We start from the raw sequence: 20295 nt of genomic DNA, 5'->3' as shown, positions 1-20295 counted from the left end.
TTGAGCGATTGGAGGCAGAGAAAGCGCCTCTCCGTAAACCTGAAAAAAAGCTGGCGGCGGCCGAAAAAGCCGCCGCTATCAAGCGGCATTTGGAGATAATTTTAAATGCACGCCAAGGAGGGGCGAGCAGTTCGCCTGAGTTTGGCCTTGCAGACTTCAACGGTGCTGCGGTTGGCGCATCGGACATGATTCTCGCCATGGTAGAGAACATTAGTAACACAATCAGAGATTATGAACCCCGGGTTACCATAGAGAGCGTTGTATATAAACCCAGGGCTGAATTTCCGCTGGAGCTTAATTTCAGTATCTCCGGTTATATAAAGGCGGGCGATTATCAGGAAAAGCATAGAAATAGACATGGCGATGAATGGATTAAATCGGCACTGCACAATTCTTCGAGGTGAAAACAGCTTTCATTATGACCACTAGGTTACAACAGCTGTATCGGGATGAGTTGTCATTTCTGCGTTTACAAGGCAAGAGCTTTGCTCTGCGGCATCCGCAACTTTCGCGTTTTCTTGCGGAAGAAGGCTCAGACCCGGATGTTGAACGCCTGCTTGAAGGATTTGCGTTTTTGAGTGCGCGCCTGCGGGAAAAAATTGAAGATGATTTTCCAGAGCTGATCTGTTCACTCCTCAAATTTATTATGGCCCAACTATCTACGTCCCGTCCCGTCGATGACGATTGTACGATTTGATCCGACTTCCAAGTCAATTACGAACCATAAGGTCGTCCCTAAAGATACATTGCTGCTGTCCAGTTTAGTTGATAATGAGCGATGCTACTTCCACACCACAGCGGATCTTGATGTCTACCCATTGGTTATTGAGGATGTCAGAGAGTCACACAGTCGGGATAAGACCATTATATCGATCTCATTGAAAACGCTGGCAGAGCAACCGCTTAATAGCATCGAATGCAATTATCTTGATTTTTATCTCAGTGGCGATGCTTACACTGCTTTAACAATTTATATGTGGGTGTTTCGCTATCTGGATGCCATTGTTATAAAAACATCGGGCGGAGAGAAGCGGCTATCCTCAAGTGAGATTGAACGGCTGGGTTTTTCCCCGGAAGAGGCATTGCTCCCTTACCCAAGAAATGTCTTCGATGTGCTGTTTGCAATAGGAGTGATTACACATCCGGTGATGGCGAGTCAACATGGCAACCTGCAGCCATCCGCGTGTACAGAGATACGTGCATCCATTCAGCGGCTGGCATGTTTCGATCAGTTGTTTCAAACACCTGCGTATATAGAAACCATCGCCTTGCCCCAGGAACATCGGCCCAATTACGGCATTATCGAGGCCGTCAACGCTCATGAGCAACTCCGGCAGAAAAATGACTACAGCCTGCGGGTGACCTCAGATCTGGAACACCCGGCGGCCGAACAGCATCGAGTCATCATCTCGGTTCCTGCCATCGGGGCCATTGGCACCCGGCCGGTATTCGCACTCTCCTGTATTGACAACATTACCCGACTGCAGCTGATCCTTCCCGATCCGATACCGACGACAAGATTGGACATCAGGATAAAGAACGAAAATGGCAAAATACTCCTGGACGACCAATGGAAGATAATCGGCGGTGGGCACATCGTTGATGCCGGTCATGGTATACCCAGCATCAGAGTGGCGAAAAAGCTGTTGGGAGCTAAAAGACTCATATTTACCAGCGGACAAGAGGTGATCGATGGAGTGACCTTCGACGTAGCGGCGATGCCCGAACAGATTCTGCCGCTTCAAACCTCCTGCCACTGGAGCGGTGCCGTTAGCAGGGCTCTATTGCCAAGGCGCCTCCGGCATGATTGAGCAACTGCTGCAACCCTTTGCACAAAAGCGGACAAGTGGAAACTGCCAGGAAGAGAGTGAGTCCTTTGAAGAGCTGGACGTGCAGATGATGAAGTACGGCTCGTTGCATCAAGACGATATTGAATGGGAGCGCGTCGAACAGCTATGCCGCCAGATTTTGCAGAATGAATGCAAGCATTTTCGCGTGGTGGTTCACCTGATTACCTGTTGGTTGCTCAAGCGGGGACACCAGGGGGCTTTGCGACAGCATGCATCTGTTGGTCGGGCTTCTGAACAACTACTGGAGTAACGGATATCCCTCGCCGGGTAATGCTGGGATAAGTGTGCGTAGAAAAATAGTTGTGCAGGCAGTGACTCGAATCAAGAAAGTAGCCGATAAGCGGCTTACCGGGCCGATGACCGCAGAACAGATCGAAGAACTGGCCAGCACCAATGCGTTGCTGGTTAAACAGCTGAAGAGGCGAAAAGTCAATTCAACGCTGCCCCAGCTGAACGAGACACTGGCCGCACTGAAGCGGCCCCCTGCAGGCAAAGAACCGCTGAAACAAACAGGGAGCGTATCCGGTCAGACGCAGCAGACCACCCCCGTGCAAGCCAGCGACCCCGGTGGCGAGCGTCAACGCAAGAAACAGTTGCTCGAACTGTCTGTCCGTATCAATGCCGATACCCCGGAAGATCCCCTGGGATATGCGCTTCGCCGCTACGCACTCTGGAGCGGCATCCAATCGTTACCACCGGCCAACGCAAAGGGAGAAAGCGAATTAATGCCCGCCCCCCGGCGACGTGATTGCCGGTTATGAAGAACAGCTGAATGACGGCAATGCAGGCCTGGAACTACTGATTAAAGTTGAAAACAGCGTGGCGGCAAGCCCTTTTTGGATCAGTGGCAGCCTGCTTACCGGCAAAGTAGCCGAAGCCATGGGGTATCAGCGGGTGGCTGACTCCATTCGGCATGCTGTCGAGAACCTGCTGAAACGCCTCCCGCAGATAGGTGAAGGCCGTTTCAAGGGCGGGTTGAGCTTTCTGGATGCACGCCGGCAGACGGTCGGGCGAGGCGAAGAGCAACCCCTTTCGGGCAACGTGAGCAACGTAGCGGCAGGGCACACATTACCTGAATGGAATGCCCTGCAAACAGAGCTGGATGAACTCTATCTGGAGCAGGGCATAGCAGCCGTGCTTGAGACCATCGAGCGCTACCAGCGGGAGGCGGGCTCACCCCGTGATGAAACTTATGACGGGAGAAAGAATGCACCAGGCAGGGCTCTCCCGGCTGATGCAAGACATGATAGCGGCGGCGGCCGAACGGGTTGGTGAAATGCAGGTTTCCGAGTGGGAGCCGGAGTATCTGGCGCGGTTGGAACATCTAATGACAAAAAATTGCAATAAACAGGGTAAGTGGCATGACAGTGAACATGAGTTCCATTTCCTCGAAAGCCGGGTTTATGCACAAGATCCTGAACTGGATCAAACCGGCAGTGATTCACCTCAAGCACTCGGCCACTGTTTTGCTTGTATTGGGTCTGATCGTCTTTCTGGTATTGCTCTGGTGGCTTGGTCCCAAATGGGAGTTCGATGGCCGTTACCCGTTGGAGACGATGACGGTCCGATGGCTGATCACCCTCGGCGTCGCCTTCTTCAGTGCGCTGATAGCGGCGCTGGTCACCAAGAGGAGATTGAGCAAAGTCGAAAGGGAACATGCCAAAGAAAAGCGTGACGAAGAAGATCCGGCCCAACCGGTACTCGATGCCCAGGAAGCGCGCTTCAACCAGATTCTCACCGAATTGCACAAAAGCACCATGGTGCGCAACTACCTATACCTGCTGCCCTGGTACATCGTTATTGGAGCGGAAGGAGCGGGCAAGACTAGCCTGATAAACCGCTCCAACCAGAATCACACCCAGACCACCTACAGCAACACCCAAAAGCGGGACCAGGTGGAGCCGCCGTACAAGATCGACTGTTGGATAGGCAACGATGCCCTGCTTATTGATCCTGATGGCGAGCTCATCAGCGGAAAGATAAAGGAGGGATACGAGGCGTACAGAGACCTGCCCAATCGGATGTGGGAGCACCTGGTCGATTGGCTTGATCGCACCCGCAGCCGGCGCCCGCTCAACGGCATCGTGCTGGCGGTGGATCTGCCGACCCTGCTGGATAGCAAACCCAGCGACCGAAAGACCTATGCCTTACAGCTTCGGGGGCGGGTGCGGGAGTTGATCGAAAAGCTCGGAACGCGTCTCCCCGTCTACATCGTGCTGACCAAGTTTGACCTGCTCGACGGCTTCGACGCCTTCTTTCGCAACCTGCCGCGCTCGGAGAGAGAGCAGCTGTTCGGATTCACCTTCTCGCTGGACTTCCTGAAGGATGCCGATCACTGGCTTGATGAGCTGTCGAGCTACTACGATGCCTTCCTGAAAAATCTCAACGACGCTGTTTTCGATGCCGTGGCCGATGCACCTAACCAGCAGACGCGTAACGACCTGTTCGTCTTCAGCCGGCAAATGGTGGGAGTCAGAGACATCCTGGTCAACTTTCTCTCCGAAATACTTGAAAGCGACCACTATGCGACGCCGGCCCTGGTACGCGGTCTCTATTTCACCTCGGTCTATCAGCAAGGCATACCCCGCAACGCCTTCATTCAGACGGCGGCGGCATCATACAATCTGCCACCGAGAATCGAGGCGGCCAAAGCGATACAACGGTCGCTTACCTTCTTCTCGAAATCGCTGTTCCATGATGTGATCTACCCGGAAGCGGGTCTGGCGGGGGACAACACCAGAACGCTGCGCAACAAACGCCGCATCTTTGCCCTGGCCAGCGTCGTGGCGGGGCTCACCGCCGTGCTGGTCATCGGTGGATGGCAGCACTACTACCGGCAGAACATCCATGCCTCGGAAGTGGTGCTGGCCGAGAGCAAAGCATTTATGAAAACCCGGATCAGCGACCGTATCGATATTACCGGTCGCAACCTGCTCGAACCGCTGAACCACATACGCAAGGCGATCTCGGTGTACGGACAATACCGCGACAAACTGCCCCTGGTGGTCGACCTGGGGCTGTATCAGGGGCGGATCATCGGACCCAAAGTGGAAGAGTCCTACCTCAACCTGCTATCGACCCGCTACCTGCCGGCTCTGGGCGTTGGCGTCATCGACAAGATCAACGCGGCGGAGCCTGGCAGCAACGATAGACTTGCGGCCCTGCGCATCTACCGGATGATCGAAGACAAGGCGAACCGGCGAAAGAAAATAGTCAAAAACTGGATGGCCAAGGAATGGCACCAACATTTCGAGGGAGAGGGCGAGACCCAGCGGCAACTGATGATACACCTGGATTACGCACTGGACTTCGCGGAAGCCGACTTGCCGCAGTTCAAGAGTCTGGTCAAGGCGGTGCAACGGGACCTGCGGCAGACCCCGCTGTCCCAACGCGTCTACCAGGGCATCAAGCAGGATGCGTATGCGGAACTGCATAACCCGGTCGACCTGCGCCAGCGCGTCGGGCCCTCTTTCGACCTCATCTACAAAAACGAGAACGAGAACCTAAACGAAAAAGCCCGCCCGGGCGGTTTCATCATCGACGCGATCTTCACGGCCCCGGGCTTCAAGGGATACTTCGTCGAGCGTAATGAAAATATCATCGACCTTGCGATGATCGACAAATGGGTCCTGGGTGAGCGCGCAGGCATCAACTACAGCGAAGAAGACAAAAGGCAACTGGCGGACAGAATCCGCTCACACTACATCAACGACTACCTTGACACCTGGAAACGGACCCTGGGGCGGCTCGAAATCAACGATTTTGAAGGCATAGAATATGCGGTTAAAGTGCTGGAGACCCTGACCGGCCCGACGGCCCCGGTACAACGTCTGATAGAGATGGTCAGAGAGCACGCGGAAATCTATCCGGCGCTCGACATCGAAGACCCGCAAGCGCGCATCGAAGCGGAAAAGAAACTGCTCAGCGACCCCAACCGGCGCGAAGCGAAACGCATCCAGCGCAACTTCCAGAGACTTGACAGCCTGCTGGACAAGGGAGACAAAGAAGCCCCCTACTACGAAGAGCTGATCAAGGCGCTTGGTGCCACCTACGACTACATGGCCACGGTGCAGAACGCGCCGGACCGGGGAAAAGCCGCCCTGAGCCTGGCGCGTGACCGCTTCAAGCTCGACGGTGCCGACCCCATTTATGCGCTGGAGCGGATCGCCGCCGGCCTGCCCGAACCGCTATCGGCGCAAATGGACAAAGTGGCCAAAGAGTCGTGGAAGGTTCTGCTGATCAAGGCGCTGCAACAACTGGAAAAGAAATGGGACCAGGAGATATACCAATTCTTCGAAGAACGACTGGCCGGGCGTTATCCGTTTAACCCCACTGCGAGGATCGACGTGGCGCTGGAAGACTTCGAACAGATGTTCGGCCCCAACGGCAAGCTCACCGGGTTTTACAACAAATATCTCAAAGTATTCCTCCACGACAACCTCAATGCGCTTTATTCCGAAGAAGATGAAGACTACCTCGTGCGCACCGACGTACTGCAACAACTGGAAGCGGCCTGGGCCATCCAGAACGGTTTTTTCGACAACCGTGGCGCATTGAACGTCAACTTCAACATCGAGCCGCTGGCCCTTAGCGCCAACCAGCGGCGCAGTGTGATCGATATCGATGGTCAACGGGTCTCCTACAGCCACGGCCCCACCCATACCCGTCAACTGATCTGGCCCAACACCCTGCGCCAGGGGGCCGAGAGCAAAGTGACCTTGATCAGCACCCGGGGCCGGTCGAAAATGTTGCGTTACCAGGGACCCTGGTCCTGGTTCCGGCTGCTGGACAGAGCACACATCAACGGAGCAGACGACAACATGCTCGACATCATCTTCCAACTGGGAGACGGCAAAATGCGCTACCGAGTGCATGCTGAAAAGAGCAACAATCCGCTGCTCAGACGGTTGTTCAAAGGCTTCCGGCTACCGCGCACCCTGCTGAGGGAAAAGTCCCCGGCAGGCGCGATGCGCCAGACGGCGCCATCGGCCAACGGAGCGTCATCCACATGAGGCCGAGGGATCCAAGTGCAAAACTCAGCCAAAAAAAGCCATTAAAAACAATCGCTTGCAAAGGCGGGCAACATCTTGCCCGGTTGAGCAAGAAGTTGCCCGGTTAATCCGGTTTACCGGGGAAAAAGCCCTCTAACCCATTGATTCTTCGTTGTGAACCGATGGCATGAAAATTGATAGTAATACTGTGGAGATGAAAAAAAGCTCCGGGCATTTTTCATCATCGGCGGCACAACCGCCTTAACCCCTCTTGATCATCTTGATAAAAAAGGAACACGACTATGCCAACACCTGCCTATATCGCTATCGAAGGCAAGACCCAGGGCAACATCACCCAGGGTGCCTTTACCGCCGACTCCGTGGGCAACATCTTCGTCGAGGGCCACGAAGACCAGATTCTGGCCCAGGCGATCAGTCACGTGGTGACGGTGCCGACCGATCCGCAAAGCGGTCAGCCCTCGGGACAACGGGTACACAAACCCTTCAAATTTGTCTGCGCGCTGAACAAGGCGGTCCCCCTGCTATACAACGCACTGGCCTCGGGAGAGATGCTGCCGAAAGTGGAGATCACGCTGTATCGCACCTCGTCCGAAGGCAAACAGGAGCACTTCTACTCGACCTTTCTGGAAGACGCCACAGTGGTCAACATAGACGCCGATCTGCCTCACGCACAAAACCCGGCGAATGCCGAATACACCCAGCTGATCGAGATCTCCCTGGCCTATCGAAAAATCACCTGGGAGCACGCGGTTGCGGGCACCTCTGGGTCTGACGACTGGCGCGCACCCCAAGAGGCGTAAACCGGCCGGGGGCGCGGCACCCCATATGCGGTGTGCCGCGCCCATCCCCCAACCCACAGAGAGCAACCGATGGCCAGCCAATCCGACTACCGCGTCACCGCCCGGCTCAACGGCATTGAAGTCACCGTGGTCCGGCTACAACTGGAAGAGGGCCTCTCCCGGCTGTACCAGGCGACCCTGGACGTATACGAAGAACGCCCGATCCACGACCCGATCAGCTTCGACAGACTGCTCGACAGCGAAGCGGTGATCAGCCTCTGGCAGGGTGACACACTGCAACGCCACATCCATGGCAACATCCACCGGCTCAACGCTGGCAAAATCGGCAAACGCCGGCGTCACTACCAGGTGGGGATCACCGCCGACTTTCAGCGGCTGACACTGACCAGCGACTGCCGCATCTTCCAACGGCAGGACGTGCGCGAGATCATCGCCAGCCTGCTGCGGGAAAACGGCTTGGTGCATCACCAATTCGACCTGATCCACCCCCGTGAGATGCGTGAATACTGCGTCCAGTACAACGAGAGCGATTTTGACTTCATCCACCGGCTGGCGGCGGAAGAGGGTATCTTCTACTGGTTCGAGCACCACAAAAGCCACCACGTACTGCATTTTGGCGATGCCATCGAACGGGCCGAAGAGTTGGAGGCCCCGCTGCGCTACGCCGAGCGCAACGCCGACAAGACAGAAGCCTGCATCTGGCAGTTCAACTACCAGGAACAACTGGTCACCGCCGGGACCACCCAGCGCGACTACACCTTCCACAACCCCCGTTACATGCTGGAACACCAACACACCGGTCTTCACCTTGAGCACCAGCGCAAAGCCTACCGGAGCTACCGCTACAACGGCCGCTACAAGCGCGACGAACAAGGCAAGCCCTTCACCCGGCATTTGCAGGAAAAGGCCCAGAACAGCCAGCGGCTGGCCACCCTGAGCAACGACTACCTGACCCTCAAAGAGGGCCGTAGCTTCCGCCTCGAAGACCACCCGGATGAGCAGCACAACCGGCTCTGGATCAGCATCGAAAACCGGCTGGAGATGCGCCAGCCGCAAGCGGCGGAAGAGGACGCGATCGGCGAGGTCATGAGTGGCGGAGCACCGGCCCAGGCCCCGGTTAGCCTCACCGAGATCACCACCGTGTGCATCCCCTACAGCCAGCCGTGGCGGCCCCCGGCCGGGGGTTGACGGCCCGCAGATGGCCCAGGTCGTCGGTCCGCCGGGCGAAGAGATCTACTGTGACGAATGGGGCCGGGTAAAAATCCAGTTTCCCTGGGACCGCTACGGCAAAAGCAACGACTTCTCGAGCTGCTGGATCCGGGTCTCGCAAAACTGGGCCGGCGGCGCCTGGGGCCAGATGGCGATCCCGCGCATCGGCCACGAAGTGATCATCGACTTCCTGGAAGGCGATCCGGACCAGCCGATCGTCACCGGGCGCACCTACCACGCGGTCAACCCGCCGCCCTACGAACTGCCGCGGCACAAAACGCGCATGACCCTGAAATCCAGCACCCATAAGGGTGAGGGGTATAACGAACTGCGGTTTGAAGATCAAAAAGAGAAAGAAGAGATCTTCATCCATGCGCAGAAAGACCAGAACAACGTGGTCAACCACGACGAGACCACTCAAGTGGGCCATGACCGGACAGAGGACGTCGGCCATGATGAGAGCATCCGCATCGGCCATGACCGCACTGAGAGCGTGAAACATGACGAAAAAATCTCGATAGGAAACGATCAAAACCATCAGATCGGGCGAAACCAGAAGAGCCAGATCGGCAAAGACAAAGTCGTCAGCATCGGCAATCACAAACCCGAAGAGATTGCGGCCGACTTCGAGCAGACCATCGGTGGTCACCTGAAACGCCGGGTGGGTGGACGGGTTGAACTGAAGGCCGGAGAAAAAATCAGCCAGCAGACCCGTGTGTACCAGATCGAGACCAACGAGCGCTTCATTGTCAAGGGCCCGGCCGGTGCAATCATCATCGATGCGGGGGGTATCACCCTCAAAGGCAAGGTACAGATCAAAGGTGGGCTGGCTATAACCGGCGGTAGTGGCGGCGGCGGTGGTTACAGTGGCGCACCGTTCAGTGGTCAGCCGCTGTGCAAAATCTGCATGAGTGGAAAATAAACCATGGATCTGGTTACCCACTGGCAGCAACTGCTGGAAAAACACAGCCCCCCTGGAGCAGACGGCCCTGATTATGTTCTGGCGGAGAGCCGCCTGAACTTCGATTTGTCGCTGCTCAGTGAGACCGCGCCATCACGCCCCATGCCACTGTTTGAAGACATGGCGATGGCTGAATATACCCCGCATCTTTACCGGATCGAAGCCGATGAAGCGCACAAGGAGGTGCTGCACCAGCTGCTTCAGGCAGGCATTGGCCAACATGGCCTGTGTTTTATCTGGAGCCCCCTCGACGGTGATGCCCTGCTAAGCCACCTGCGCCGCCACTCTCAAGTCGAAGATGCCGATGGTCAACGCCATTGGTTACGCTACTGGGATCCGCGCGTCCTGCCATATCTGCAACAGGGGATGCAGCCACAACAGGCTGGATTTTTCTACAGCGGTATTCACCGCATCGGCTGCGAAGACTACCGCGACCCGCAGAAGCTCTGCCTGTTTCAGGAAAAGCACGGACCGCCGCCACAACACAACCGCGGGGCGGATGATTGGGGTGGGCCGGGCATACCTCTCCTGCCGCCGGGACTGGCCCGACAATTAATGCAGGGTTTTCAGGCCTACACCCACTACCGGCTGGCCAGGCATTTGTTTGATGACTACCCGAAAGCCGAGCAGATCCCCCTCGACGAGCTTGAGGCCTGGGTGTGGTCGCAAAGCGAGACCTTGTTGAAAAGGGGGGTGGATGACAGCGAAATCCAGCGACGACTGATCAGCGCCGCCTGGGTTCAAGGGCAGGATCTGGCGGAGACAGGTCAAGACGCCAATGACCGCGGTCTTCACAGCTACAGCGAGACCCTGTGGCGGCAGGCCAGAGCAGACTATCACTCATCGACCGAGGAGTTGGAACATGGTATCACTGACTAATGCGAAAAAAGCCCCTATGGCGGTGCCCATTCTGTTTGTGCCGGGGATTATGGGGAGCCGTTTGTGTAATGAAGATGGTGAGGTTGTTTGGGATCCTCCTGAAATAGGCTTTTCCTTCAAATTCTTCGGCGCTATGGCGCAAGGTGTTTTCGATAGTCCCGATGACCGCAAACAGCGGTTGATAGGAGAACCGGGTGATGGCTTCAATAAAGACTTTCTGCACGTCGCCGGTACGACCACCAGCGCCAGCCATAAGGCTGATAAAAAACACTGGAAGGGGGTAGTAACGGCCCCGCCCGGGCCGGAGAAGATCCAGCTCAAGCCGACCCGGTCCAGTCTGCCGGTGGCGCTGAGTCTGGCGGAACAGCCCCACAGAAGCCGGGGCTGGGGCACGGTGCATTGGGAGAGCTATGGCCGTTTTCTGCAATCACTGGAGGACCGTGGGGCGGAGATCAGCCAAAGCACCGGCAACTGTCATGTCTACCTGCCGGTCTACGCCTGCGGCTACAACTGGACCGCCTCCAGTGCCGACTCAGCGCAAACCCTGTCTGACTGGATCGACGTCGCCAAGGCGGAGATGGCCGAACTGGGCCTGCCCGTGGAGAAGGTGCTGATCATCAGCCACTCCATGGGGGGCTTTGTCAGCCGCTACTGCACCATGGGCAAGACCGCCCGTGCCAAGGATGTCCATGCCATCTGCCATATCGCCATGCCAGACAACGGCAGCCCGGCTACCTACAAACGGATGAAAGCGGGCTTTGAGGGTAGCGAGAAAATTGTGCTGGGTGCCAACGGCCGGGAGGTGACGGCGGTGCTGGCCCATGCCCCCGGGGGGCTGGAACTGCTGCCCAATACCCACTACCGCCAGGCCGACGGCAGCCAGGGGTGCTGGCTGACCCTGGAGGACCGGGACGAGGCACTGCCGCTTTTTCAGGGCAGCCCCTATGACAGTGTTTATAAAGAGGCCGACAAGTGGTGGCGTCTGATCACCCCCGCCTGGGTGGAGCCGAGTGATGAGATTGATGATTTGGGAAAAAACAACTATTTAAAAGAGAATATCTTCAAAATGCGTTACTACAAGCCAAAATCTTCCACACCGAACTTGGTGAGCAAAAACACCCCAACACCTGGCTGATCTATAGCATCAATCCTGCCGCCGTGTGGGACAAGGTGCAGTGGAAGCTGGTACAGCGACAAGTCAGCCACCGCGTGGACGGTAGCTCTGACTTTACCGACGAACAGGTGAACCGCACCACGGCCAGGCTCCAGGCGTTTGCTCACAAGCCGGTATGCGATCCCGAGCGTGGTAAAGGCAACATCACCCTGGCGCGCGAGGTTAAAACCTGGCCGGGTACCACCGCTGAGACCGACACCACCCTGGATCAGGTGTCTATCCAGCCCGGCAGTGCGGCCGGTGACGGTACGGTGCACCGTGGTGCGGGTCATTATGCCCCGGGTATCCGGGAAAAAATCCCCCTGAGGATCAGCGACGACCACCAGGCGATGGTGAACAACCAGGAGGTGCAAGACCATGTTGAAGATTTCATTAAAGTCATGCTGTGCAATTTTGCTCAGTGCAGTTTTACTGATTGGGGGGTGCAGCCAGATGGAACACGTGGAACTGAAGGCTAAGCAGTTGGATAAAGCACTGACCCGCGACTGGCAGCCGGTCTGCCTGGGGCACTACAGTCTGAAGCTGCCGCCTCAGTGGCTGCCGCTGAAAAAAAATAAACTGCGCTTCGACGGCTATAAGTTCGAGATCGAAAAGGCCGTCTATGCCGGTGCGCTCTCGGCAGCGGTCAACGAGAAAGAGCAGGAGTTGGCGCGTCTGGAGGTGCCGGCTGGCCTCAAATCGGTGATCCATCGTGAGGAGGGGGATAGAAGAAATGAGTATTTGGTAGCGTATCGAAAAAGAGGGAAAAGCAGTCCAGATTTATTGCAGATTGTGGGCTTAAAAATGACGGATAGCCATTTAGTTCGCTTTGAGAAAGCGGCTCTGGATGGTTACAAACAAGAGGGAGAGGATATGGTCGAGCAGAATCAGTGGTTTGCCGAAGACTACTCCGCAGGCCAACGCCTCCTGCGCCTCCTCGAACCGATCAAAAACCCGGCTAAATCGGGCCTGGGCTTCTGCCTTGACAATCAGGTGATCATTCGGGGTGAGTCGGTAACAAACACCGCTGACAGTCTGGGTTTTTTCTATGCGGCGGACGATTATCTGTTCGATGTTTCAATCACAACCAACACCGGTACTAAAAAGGGTTATAGCCTGTTCGATAACCTCGAAAAGGCGGCGCGTATAGAAGATATGTTGATGGAGACGTTTGGCGGGCGACGATCAATGGCATGGAAGGTGGACTTACACGCGAAGTGAGCCAGTATAGTGATGCTATCACTTATAACTGGATATACGTCGAACCCCTTCCAAGCACCAAACGCGAACTGATCGTCATGATTGAATTCAAAGAACGCATCAAGAGTCCCTACATGGGAAAAAACAAGGACGAGCTCGATATCCTGTTTTACAACATCCTGGGTAGTTTCCACCGTCGTGACAAATAACGGGAGTGGGCCAATATGCCAAACGTCAGCCTGATCGGGCACTACCATCGCTGCCCGTTGAACGACCCGGGACCCGTACCCCATGTGGGTGGGCCGATCGTTACAGGTCAATCGATCTGTACGGTCAATGGCGTTGCGGTTGTCGGCGATATCTGCCGATGCCAGACCGGTGCCAGCGACCCGATAGTCACCGGCGCGGGGAATTTCACCATCAATGGAAAGGCCGTCGCCCTGACCGGCAGTCGGACTGCCCATGGTGGTGTGCCGGTTGAAGGTGACGCCGCTTGTCGTGCCGTCTGAGATGAGGGCGTTCGTCCCGTCATCCCTGCCTGCGCCGGGATGACGATAGGGTTAACGGGGCAGCGGTGATTCTTGCAGTTAGGCTGATAAAGACACACTCAGTTCTCATCCAGTTCCATATAGTCCCATATGGCTCTGCCGAGTGACTCTTCCCCATTGTACTCTGCTTCCGGGTAATAGAGTGTGCTTTTGGCCTCGTTGACGGCCAGTACCCGCTTGGCATCGGTTGATAGCTGTTCCAGGCCCAGTTCGTCGTAGGCGACGATCATGATCTCAAGGGCATCTCTGACAGCGGGGGTGCGCTGGTACTGCTCCACCACGGTAATACAGCGCTTGGCGGCAGAGAGATAGGCGCCTCGTTTCATGTAATATCTGGCAACGTGTATCTCATGGCTTGCCAGATTATTCCGGAGATAGATCATCCGTTTGCGGGCATCCTCGGTATATTGACTCTCTGGAAAAAGCTGGGCTAGCTCGGCGAAATTATTGAAGGAGTCCAGGATCGAGCCTGGATCACGCTGGGATGTATCCGTCGGGATGAAACGGTTTATAAACGTGATATTCCTGTTAAAGTTGACTATGCCCTTGAGGTAGTATGCATAATCGACAAACGGGTTGCGCGGATGGAGTTTGATAAAACGGTCTGACGCCGCAATAGAGGATTCAGGTTCGTCATTTTTATAATGGGCATAGGCGACATCCAGCTGTGACTGCAGGGCAAACCGGCCGAATGGATAGCGGGATTCCAGTCCTTCATAATATTTGATCGCGGTTTCATAATCGCCATCTGACATGGCGAAGGAGGCCTCGGAATAGAATTTTTGTGCGCTCCAGCCTTTGGTCTCATCTACTTCTTTGGGCAGTGAACAGGCAGTAAGGATAGCAACTGCGAACAGTAGAATAATTAAACGGGTTGTGGCCATCATCTCCAGAAGCCTTGGCGGTTGCATTGAATGGGTGGAGTATACCGTAAAGGGCCGCTTTATACAGGAGCACTGATTTGACAGAACGAAGAGAACAATTGCACGCCGTGGTCGGTATGAAATTGGCTGGAAAAAGGCTGGATCAAGTGTTGCCCCTGCTGTTTCCCGATTTCTCCCGGAGTCGGCTTCAGCGATGGATTAAGCAGGGGCTGGTTACGCTGGATGGCAAGGTATACCGTCCCAGGGATAAAGTGAGTGGGGGAGAGAAGATTGATCTGGAGGCACTGCTTGAAGATCAGGTGGAGTGCCGCCCGCAGAATATTCCGTTGGACCTGATATATGAAGATGATCAGATCATTGTCGTCAACAAACCCGTTGGATTGGTGGTTCACCCGGCACCTGGTAACCCTGATGGCACAATGCAGAACGCCTTGCTCTATCATGATCCGGAACTGATTCAGCTACCCAGGGCAGGCATTGTGCATCGCTTGGACAAGGAGACCAGTGGTCTGCTGGTGGTAGCCCGTACCATCGGTGTACACCGCTTCCTTGTGGAGAAGTTGCAGGCGCGTGAATTTGAGCGTGAATACCATGCGATTGTAACCGGCGTGATGACGGCAGGGGGAACGGTGGATGAACCTATAGGCCGCCATCCTGTTCATCGCACCCGGATGGCGGTTGTATTCAATGGTAAACCGGCAGTAACACACTATCGGGCACTGGAACGATTTCGTGCCCACACCTATGTGAAAGTGAAGCTGGAGACGGGCAGAACCCACCAGATCCGTGTCCATCTGGCCCATATTCGTTATCCCCTGGTGGGTGATCCGGTCTACAGCGGTAGATTACGTCTGCCAGCAGGTTCCTCGGAACAACTGAAGGATGAGCTGCGCAACTTTAAGCGGCAAGCCCTGCATGCAAGGTGTCTGGGGCTGGTTCACCCGGGCACTGGCGAGTATATGGAGTGGGAGGCACCCGTACCAGAAGATATGGAGTGTCTGCTGGCGGTATTAAGGCAGGAGACGGCGGTGGATGACTGAAGCCTTGATCCCGGATTGGCCGGCCCCAGAACATGTCAAGGCAATGATTACCACCCGGTGGGGTGGTTACAGCCAAACACCCTACGATGGAATGAATCTGGCAGATCATGTTGGAGACGATCCTGGAACGGTGGGCAAAAATCGTGCATTGCTGCGGCAGAGATTCAATTTGCCTGCCGAACCCAACTGGTTGCAGCAGGTTCATGGATGCCAGGTGACAGCCTGTGACTCCGGCACTGTTCTGGTAGAGGCGGATGCCGTGGTGGCTGAACAGCCTGGTCAGGTCTGTGCCGTGATGACCGCTGACTGTCTCCCTTTATTGATATGCAACGAATCAGGCAGCCGGGTGGCGGCAGTACACGCCGGATGGCGAGGTCTGGCCGCGGGGGTTATCGAGGCCGCGTTGGACCGGTTTGATGAATCGGGCGAGTCGCTGTTGGTATGGCTGGGCCCTGCCATCGGGCCAGATAGGTTTGAAGTGGGAGATGATGTGCGGCAACAGTTTCTGAATTCCGGCCAGGCAGATGAGAGCGCATTTAAACCAGGCGCTCAAGGCCGCTGGCTGGCAGATATCTATCAGCTCGCCAGAATACGGCTGATGAAGCGGAATATAGGATTCGTCGGTGGGGGTGATTACTGTACAGTAACCGAAAAGAAACGCTTTTTCTCATACCGGCGGGATGGCAGCACCGGACGGATGGCATCACTGATATGGATCGACCACAGGTAGTCAGGGCCTGTTCAGAGACTGTTGGATAAAGGAATGCAGAGCAACACAGAGGGTTCCCTTGTTTTTCAATAGGGGCTATAGATAGGGTTCACCTGTAATATTTTTAGGCAAATACTGGGTAATTGGCAGCTATGACAAACTGGAAAATGCTGACGCTGGTTGGTGAAGACCGGCCGGGTATTGTGGCTCGGGTAACCGAAGCGCTCTATAGGGGCGGCTGGAATCTCGGGGAAGCCTCGATGATCAGATTGGGCGGTAACTTTACCGTCATGATGATGGTCTCTGGTGACGGCGATGTAGGGGGTATTCTGGGCCCGGTCGCTAATGAGATGGGATTGCACCTGCATGTGGATCAGATCTCCGGTGCCCTGCACCAGCATATGGTGCCGAATATCCAGGTGCGTGTCGCGGGTGCCGATCGTGCAGGCATCGTGGCTCAGGTCGCGGGAGCCTTGGCAGAGGCCGGTTTCAATATCCTGGAGCTGGAGTCCGATGTGGCCGGATCGTCTGATACACCTGTCTACATCATGCATATTCAAGGTTATGCAGAAGCCTCCCTGGAGACAATTGAAAGTGCCGTAGCCGGTTTGGGCGATATTGATGTCAACGTCTCTCCGATTGAGACTCTGATTGGTTAATCTCCATGGCCCTATTGGACATTCTGAAAATACCGGATGAACGGCTGAAGCGGGCATCACTGCCTGTGGAGCAGTTTGACGATGAACTGCGTGCCTTTATCGATGACCTGGAAGATACACGCCAGAGCGGCCCGGGGGCCGTTGGCATCGCGGCTCCTCAGGTGGCCCGTTTTCAACGTATTGCTATTGCTGATGTATCCAACACCCGCAAACCGGTTCCGAATCATGGCTACATGGTTCTGGTGAATCCCGAGATCGTCGAGTGGGATGGTTACGAAATGGGGCGTGAAGGCTGCCTCTCGGTACCCGACTATACCGGTAACGTGATCCGGGCCGCTCAAATCAAGATCAAGGCTCAGGATCCCTGGGGCAAAGATCTGGAGTATGAGATGGAAGGGTATGAGGCCAGGGCTGTCCAGCATGAACTGGACCATCTGGATGGTATGCTCTTTATCGACCGTGTCGTAAGTCGCCGGACCGATCTGTTTCGTCGCAAAGTCTATCAGAAAGGGAAAAAAGGGTAGAAGCCAAAGGCACTAACAAAATAACCCCCTATTGAATTCCAACCAACTCCGCCCCATCTGGGATATAACCTTATAAATCACGGAGTTATTTCCATGAGAATGGACAAACTGACAAGTAAATTCCAGATGGCCCTGGCAGATGCCCAGAGCCTAGCTGTTGGACGTGATCATCAGTTCATCGAGCCGGCACATCTGATGGTAGCCCTGCTGGATCAAGAGGGCGGCACTGTTCGTCACCTGCTGACCCAGGTAGATGTCAATGTTAACCAGTTGCGTTCCGGTTTGGGCGATGCCCTGGACCGCCTATCCGGTGTGGAAGGGGGCAACGGGGAGCTGCACATATCCAACGATCTTGGGCGGTTGCTGAACCAGACCGACAAGCTGGCGCAAAAGCGTAAAGACAAATATATATCCAGTGAACTTTTTGCCCTTGCTGCGGCAAAGGATAAGGGTGAACTGGGCGATCTGATGCGTAAAGCGGGCGCTGCCGTGAAACCCTTTGAGCAGGCGATCGAAAGCCTGAGGGGCGGGCAGCAGATCAATGACCCCAATGCAGAAGGTCAGCGACAAGCACTGGAAAAATACACCATCGATCTCACTGAACGTGCGGAACAGGGAAAGCTTGATCCGGTAATTGGCCGGGATGACGAAATTCGCCGCACTATCCAGGTGCTCCAGCGCAGAACCAAAAACAACCCGGTGCTCATCGGTGAGCCGGGTGTGGGCAAGACGGCCATTGCCGAGGGCCTGGCCCAGCGGATTATCAATGGCGAGGTCCCTGAGGGGCTGAAAAACCGGCGCCTGCTCTCGCTTGATATGGGTGCTCTGATTGCCGGCGCCAAATTTCGCGGTGAATTCGAAGAGCGCCTGAAAGCGGTGCTCAATGATCTCTCCAAACAGGAGGGGCAGATCATCCTGTTTATCGATGAACTTCACACCATGGTGGGTGCCGGCAAGGCGGAAGGTGCCATGGATGCCGGTAATATGCTGAAGCCGGCCCTGGCCCGTGGTGAGCTGCACTGTGTGGGCGCCACTACCCTGGATGAGTATCGCCAATACATCGAAAAAGACGCGGCACTTGAGCGCCGCTTCCAGAAGGTACTGGTTGATGAGCCTTCGGTGGAAGATACTATCGCAATCCTGCGTGGTTTGAAAGAGCGCTACGAGTTACACCACAGGGTGGATATCACCGATCCCGCCATTATTGCTGCTGCCACTCTGTCCCAGCGTTATATCACTGACCGTCAACTGCCAGACAAGGCGATTGACCTGATAGACGAGGCTGCATCGCTGATCCGTATGGAGATAGACTCCCTGCCGGAAGAGATGGACCGCATGGAGCGCCGGTTGATTCAGCTGAAGATCGAAAGAGAGGCGTTGAAAAAAGAGTCTGATATGGCTTCTTTGAAGCGGCTGGCCGATCTCCAGGCTGAGATCGGAAAACTGGAGCGCGAATTTTCTGATCTTGATGAGATCTGGAAATCAGAAAAGGCCGCACTTCAGGGTACTGCCAATATCAAAGAGGAGCTGGAGCGTGCCCGTCTGGAGTTGGAGACGGCGCGCCGGGCTGGTGATCTTGCCCGCATGTCAGAGCTGCAGTATGGGCAAATCCCCGAGCTGGAGAAGCAGCTGGATATGGCCGCTCAGGCAGAGATGCAGGAGATGAAACTGCTGCGTAACAAGGTCACTGAAGAGGAGATCGCGGATGTGGTCTCAAAGTGGACCGGCATTCCAGTAAGTAAAATGCTGGAAGGCGACAGGGATAAACTGTTGCGCATGGAGCAGGCGTTGAGTAAGCGGGTGGTGGGTCAGGATGAGGCACTCATTGCCGTCTCCAATGCCATTCGCCGTTCCCGGGCGGGGTTGTCGGACCCGGATCAGCCTAACGGCTCATTCCTCTTTCTTGGGCCAACCGGCGTGGGTAAAACAGAGTTGTGCAAGGCGTTGGCCGATTTTCTCTTTGACACTGAAGAGGCGATAGTGCGAATCGATATGTCAGAGTTCATGGAGAAACACTCTGTGGCCCGCCTGATCGGTGCGCCTCCCGGCTATGTCGGTTATGAAGAGGGTGGTTATCTGACCGAGGCGATACGCCGTCGTCCCTATTCTGTCATTTTGCTGGATGAGGTGGAGAAGGCCCATCCGGATGTTTTCAATGTCCTGCTCCAGGTGCTGGATGACGGTCGGCTTACCGATGGTCAGGGGCGGACGGTGAATTTCCGCAATACGGTGATCATAATGACCTCAAATCTGGGCTCTGATCTGATTCAGACCCTGGCCGGAGAGGAGCGTTATGACGAGATGAAGCAGGCCGTGATGGAGGTGGTGGGAAACCATTTCCGTCCGGAGTTCATCAACCGCGTGGACGAGATGGTGGTGTTCCATCCGCTTGGCCGTGAACAGATCCGCGCTATCAGCGAAATCCAGATTCGTTATCTGAAACAGCGACTGGGTGGTCAGGATATCGGGCTTGAACTGACCGATGCCGCTCTCGATCTATTAGGTGAAGCGGGATTCGATCCGGTCTATGGCGCAAGACCGCTGAAGAGAGCAATCCGCCAACAACTGGAAAATCCGTTGGCCCAGGAGATCCTCGCAGGAAAATTTGGGACTGGGGATGTGATATCTGTGGATGTATTGGGAAGTGGGCTTGTGTTTAGTATAGAGGCTTGATTTGTGCTCAAGTGTTTCTCCGGAAACTCTAAAAAAAGGAACGCAGAGAACGCAGAGGAGCGCAGAGGATTTATATGTAATCTTTGCGTACTCTGCGTCCATTTTTACTGTTTCTGGACGGGCGCTAGTACTCTGTCAACCTGATAATTACGGATATTACCTCTCGTTCCCATGCTCTGCGTGGGAACGCATAC

Annotated in this window: 20 protein-coding genes and 1 pseudogene; 19 read left to right on the top strand and 2 right to left on the bottom strand. The window is 55.4% G+C overall.

The genetic code is table 11. From position 1 onward, the window contains the following. The first annotated feature begins 8 nt into the window (after positions 1 to 8). From tssE to MN084_RS12370, 12 genes and pseudogenes are all read left to right on the top strand, one after another. Positions 9 to 404, top strand: a complete 396-nt coding sequence (gene tssE, locus MN084_RS12420; RefSeq protein ID WP_241086184.1) for a type VI secretion system baseplate subunit TssE — start codon at positions 9 to 11, stop codon at positions 402 to 404. 50 nt (positions 405 to 454) lie between these two features. Then, positions 455 to 697 (top strand): type VI secretion system baseplate subunit TssF, encoded by a 243-nt coding sequence (locus MN084_RS12415; RefSeq protein WP_330178080.1) that lies wholly within the window; start codon positions 455 to 457, stop codon positions 695 to 697. Continuing rightward, on the top strand, positions 678 to 1811 hold the full coding sequence (gene vasI / locus MN084_RS12410; RefSeq protein WP_277400286.1) for a type VI secretion system-associated protein VasI: 1134 nt from the start codon (positions 678 to 680) through the stop codon (positions 1809 to 1811). Before MN084_RS12415 ends, vasI begins: the two co-directional genes overlap by 20 nt. Beyond that, complete coding sequence (locus MN084_RS12405) at positions 1804 to 2100, top strand: type VI secretion system ImpA family N-terminal domain-containing protein (RefSeq protein ID WP_241086185.1); 297 nt, start codon at positions 1804 to 1806, stop codon at positions 2098 to 2100. Before vasI ends, MN084_RS12405 begins: the two co-directional genes overlap by 8 nt. A gap of 52 nt (positions 2101 to 2152) precedes the next feature. Beyond that, positions 2153 to 2611 carry a type VI secretion system domain-containing protein gene (locus MN084_RS12400; RefSeq protein ID WP_330178079.1) on the top strand — a complete coding sequence of 153 codons (459 nt, stop codon included), beginning with the start codon at positions 2153 to 2155 and terminating at the stop codon, positions 2609 to 2611. After that, the gene (locus MN084_RS12395; protein ID WP_320416400.1) at positions 2595 to 3125 is read left to right on the top strand and encodes a type VI secretion system domain-containing protein; all 531 of its coding nucleotides are present in this window, start codon (positions 2595 to 2597) and stop codon (positions 3123 to 3125) included. The genes MN084_RS12400 and MN084_RS12395 overlap by 17 nt, the downstream gene beginning before the upstream one ends. An 86-nt stretch (positions 3126 to 3211) precedes the next feature. Continuing rightward, positions 3212 to 6862, top strand: coding sequence for a type VI secretion system membrane subunit TssM (gene tssM, locus MN084_RS12390; protein ID WP_330178078.1), 3651 nt, complete (start codon positions 3212 to 3214; stop codon positions 6860 to 6862). A gap of 281 nt (positions 6863 to 7143) precedes the next feature. Further along, a complete protein-coding gene (locus tag MN084_RS12385) occupies positions 7144 to 7662 on the top strand; it encodes an Hcp family type VI secretion system effector (protein WP_241086186.1) in 519 nt (172 codons plus the stop codon). 69 nt (positions 7663 to 7731) lie between these two features. Further along, a pseudogene (locus MN084_RS12380) lies at positions 7732 to 9406 on the top strand (type VI secretion system Vgr family protein); the annotation flags it as partial. Further along, positions 9383 to 9793, top strand: coding sequence for a bacteriophage T4 gp5 trimerisation domain-containing protein (locus MN084_RS19785; RefSeq protein ID WP_445083971.1), 411 nt, complete (start codon positions 9383 to 9385; stop codon positions 9791 to 9793). The pseudogene MN084_RS12380 and the gene MN084_RS19785, both read left to right, overlap by 24 nt. Positions 9794 to 9796: 3 nt before the next feature. Further along, a complete protein-coding gene (locus tag MN084_RS12375; protein ID WP_241086187.1) occupies positions 9797 to 10711 on the top strand; it encodes a DUF4123 domain-containing protein in 915 nt (304 codons plus the stop codon). Further along, positions 10695 to 11846 (top strand): GPI inositol-deacylase, encoded by a 1152-nt coding sequence (locus MN084_RS12370; protein WP_241086188.1) that lies wholly within the window; start codon positions 10695 to 10697, stop codon positions 11844 to 11846. The genes MN084_RS12375 and MN084_RS12370 overlap by 17 nt, the downstream gene beginning before the upstream one ends. On the opposite strand, the gene MN084_RS12365 is transcribed toward MN084_RS12370, so the two are convergent. Next, the gene (locus MN084_RS12365; protein ID WP_330178077.1) at positions 11786 to 12244 is read right to left on the bottom strand and encodes a hypothetical protein; all 459 of its coding nucleotides are present in this window, start codon (positions 12242 to 12244) and stop codon (positions 11786 to 11788) included. The two genes, MN084_RS12370 and MN084_RS12365, sit on opposite strands and share 61 nt — an antisense overlap. A 73-nt stretch (positions 12245 to 12317) precedes the next feature. On the opposite strand from MN084_RS12365, the gene MN084_RS12360 reads away from it, so the two are divergent. Both MN084_RS12360 and MN084_RS12355 read left to right on the top strand, forming a co-directional pair. Next, complete coding sequence (locus MN084_RS12360; protein ID WP_330178076.1) at positions 12318 to 13085, top strand: hypothetical protein; 768 nt, start codon at positions 12318 to 12320, stop codon at positions 13083 to 13085. 203 nt (positions 13086 to 13288) lie between these two features. After that, positions 13289 to 13573 carry a PAAR domain-containing protein gene (locus MN084_RS12355; protein ID WP_241086191.1) on the top strand — a complete coding sequence of 95 codons (285 nt, stop codon included), beginning with the start codon at positions 13289 to 13291 and terminating at the stop codon, positions 13571 to 13573. A 98-nt stretch (positions 13574 to 13671) separates the two neighbouring features. Here the strand turns inward: MN084_RS12355 and MN084_RS12350 are convergent, their stop codons facing one another. Next, a complete protein-coding gene (locus MN084_RS12350; RefSeq protein ID WP_330178075.1) occupies positions 13672 to 14523 on the bottom strand; it encodes an outer membrane protein assembly factor BamD in 852 nt (283 codons plus the stop codon). 50 nt (positions 14524 to 14573) lie between these two features. Between MN084_RS12350 and rluD the strand changes: the two genes are divergently transcribed. The 5 genes from rluD (at position 14574) to clpB (ending at position 20101) form a co-directional block, all read left to right on the top strand. After that, positions 14574 to 15536, top strand: a complete 963-nt coding sequence (gene rluD / locus MN084_RS12345; protein WP_277400287.1) for a 23S rRNA pseudouridine(1911/1915/1917) synthase RluD — start codon at positions 14574 to 14576, stop codon at positions 15534 to 15536. Next, positions 15529 to 16266, top strand: coding sequence for a peptidoglycan editing factor PgeF (pgeF, locus tag MN084_RS12340; RefSeq protein WP_241086192.1), 738 nt, complete (start codon positions 15529 to 15531; stop codon positions 16264 to 16266). Before rluD ends, pgeF begins: the two co-directional genes overlap by 8 nt. A gap of 131 nt (positions 16267 to 16397) precedes the next feature. After that, positions 16398 to 16904: a glycine cleavage system protein R gene (locus MN084_RS12335; RefSeq protein WP_241086193.1), complete on the top strand. Its 507-nt coding sequence runs from the start codon at positions 16398 to 16400 to the stop codon at positions 16902 to 16904. 5 nt (positions 16905 to 16909) lie between these two features. Then, entirely contained in the window at positions 16910 to 17428 is a 519-nt protein-coding gene (def, locus tag MN084_RS12330) for a peptide deformylase (protein WP_241086194.1), read from the top strand. A 93-nt stretch (positions 17429 to 17521) separates the two neighbouring features. Continuing rightward, positions 17522 to 20101 carry an ATP-dependent chaperone ClpB gene (clpB, locus tag MN084_RS12325; RefSeq protein ID WP_241086195.1) on the top strand — a complete coding sequence of 860 codons (2580 nt, stop codon included), beginning with the start codon at positions 17522 to 17524 and terminating at the stop codon, positions 20099 to 20101. Positions 20102 to 20295: the final 194 nt, after the last annotated feature.

The sequence above is a fragment of the Candidatus Vondammii sp. HM_W22 genome, assembly GCF_022530855.2.
Lineage (GTDB): Bacteria > Pseudomonadota > Gammaproteobacteria > Chromatiales > Chromatiaceae > Vondammii.
Note: the sequence above shows the minus strand (reverse complement) of the source record. Positions and strands in the feature narration are given on the sequence as shown.

Bases quoted from the DNA above. Each gene is read 5' to 3' on its own strand.
- MN084_RS12355 (WP_241086191.1), top strand. From the start codon at position 13,289: ATGCCAAACGTCAGCCTGATCGGGCACTACCATCGCTGCCCGTTGAAC.
- tssM (WP_330178078.1), top strand. From the start codon at position 3,212: ATGACAGTGAACATGAGTTCCATTTCCTCGAAAGCCGGGTTTATGCAC.
- MN084_RS12350 (WP_330178075.1), bottom strand. From the start codon at position 14,523: ATGCAACCGCCAAGGCTTCTGGAGATGATGGCCACAACCCGTTTAATT.
- MN084_RS12360 (WP_330178076.1), top strand. From the start codon at position 12,318: ATGGAACACGTGGAACTGAAGGCTAAGCAGTTGGATAAAGCACTGACC.
- MN084_RS12365 (WP_330178077.1), bottom strand. From the start codon at position 12,244: ATGGTCTTGCACCTCCTGGTTGTTCACCATCGCCTGGTGGTCGTCGCT.
- MN084_RS12405 (WP_241086185.1), top strand. From the start codon at position 1,804: ATGATTGAGCAACTGCTGCAACCCTTTGCACAAAAGCGGACAAGTGGA.
- vasI (WP_277400286.1), top strand. From the start codon at position 678: ATGACGATTGTACGATTTGATCCGACTTCCAAGTCAATTACGAACCAT.
- def (WP_241086194.1), top strand. From the start codon at position 16,910: ATGGCCCTATTGGACATTCTGAAAATACCGGATGAACGGCTGAAGCGG.
- MN084_RS12385 (WP_241086186.1), top strand. From the start codon at position 7,144: ATGCCAACACCTGCCTATATCGCTATCGAAGGCAAGACCCAGGGCAAC.
- MN084_RS12375 (WP_241086187.1), top strand. From the start codon at position 9,797: ATGGATCTGGTTACCCACTGGCAGCAACTGCTGGAAAAACACAGCCCC.
- MN084_RS12370 (WP_241086188.1), top strand. From the start codon at position 10,695: ATGGTATCACTGACTAATGCGAAAAAAGCCCCTATGGCGGTGCCCATT.
- clpB (WP_241086195.1), top strand. From the start codon at position 17,522: ATGAGAATGGACAAACTGACAAGTAAATTCCAGATGGCCCTGGCAGAT.
- pgeF (WP_241086192.1), top strand. From the start codon at position 15,529: ATGACTGAAGCCTTGATCCCGGATTGGCCGGCCCCAGAACATGTCAAG.
- MN084_RS12335 (WP_241086193.1), top strand. From the start codon at position 16,398: ATGACAAACTGGAAAATGCTGACGCTGGTTGGTGAAGACCGGCCGGGT.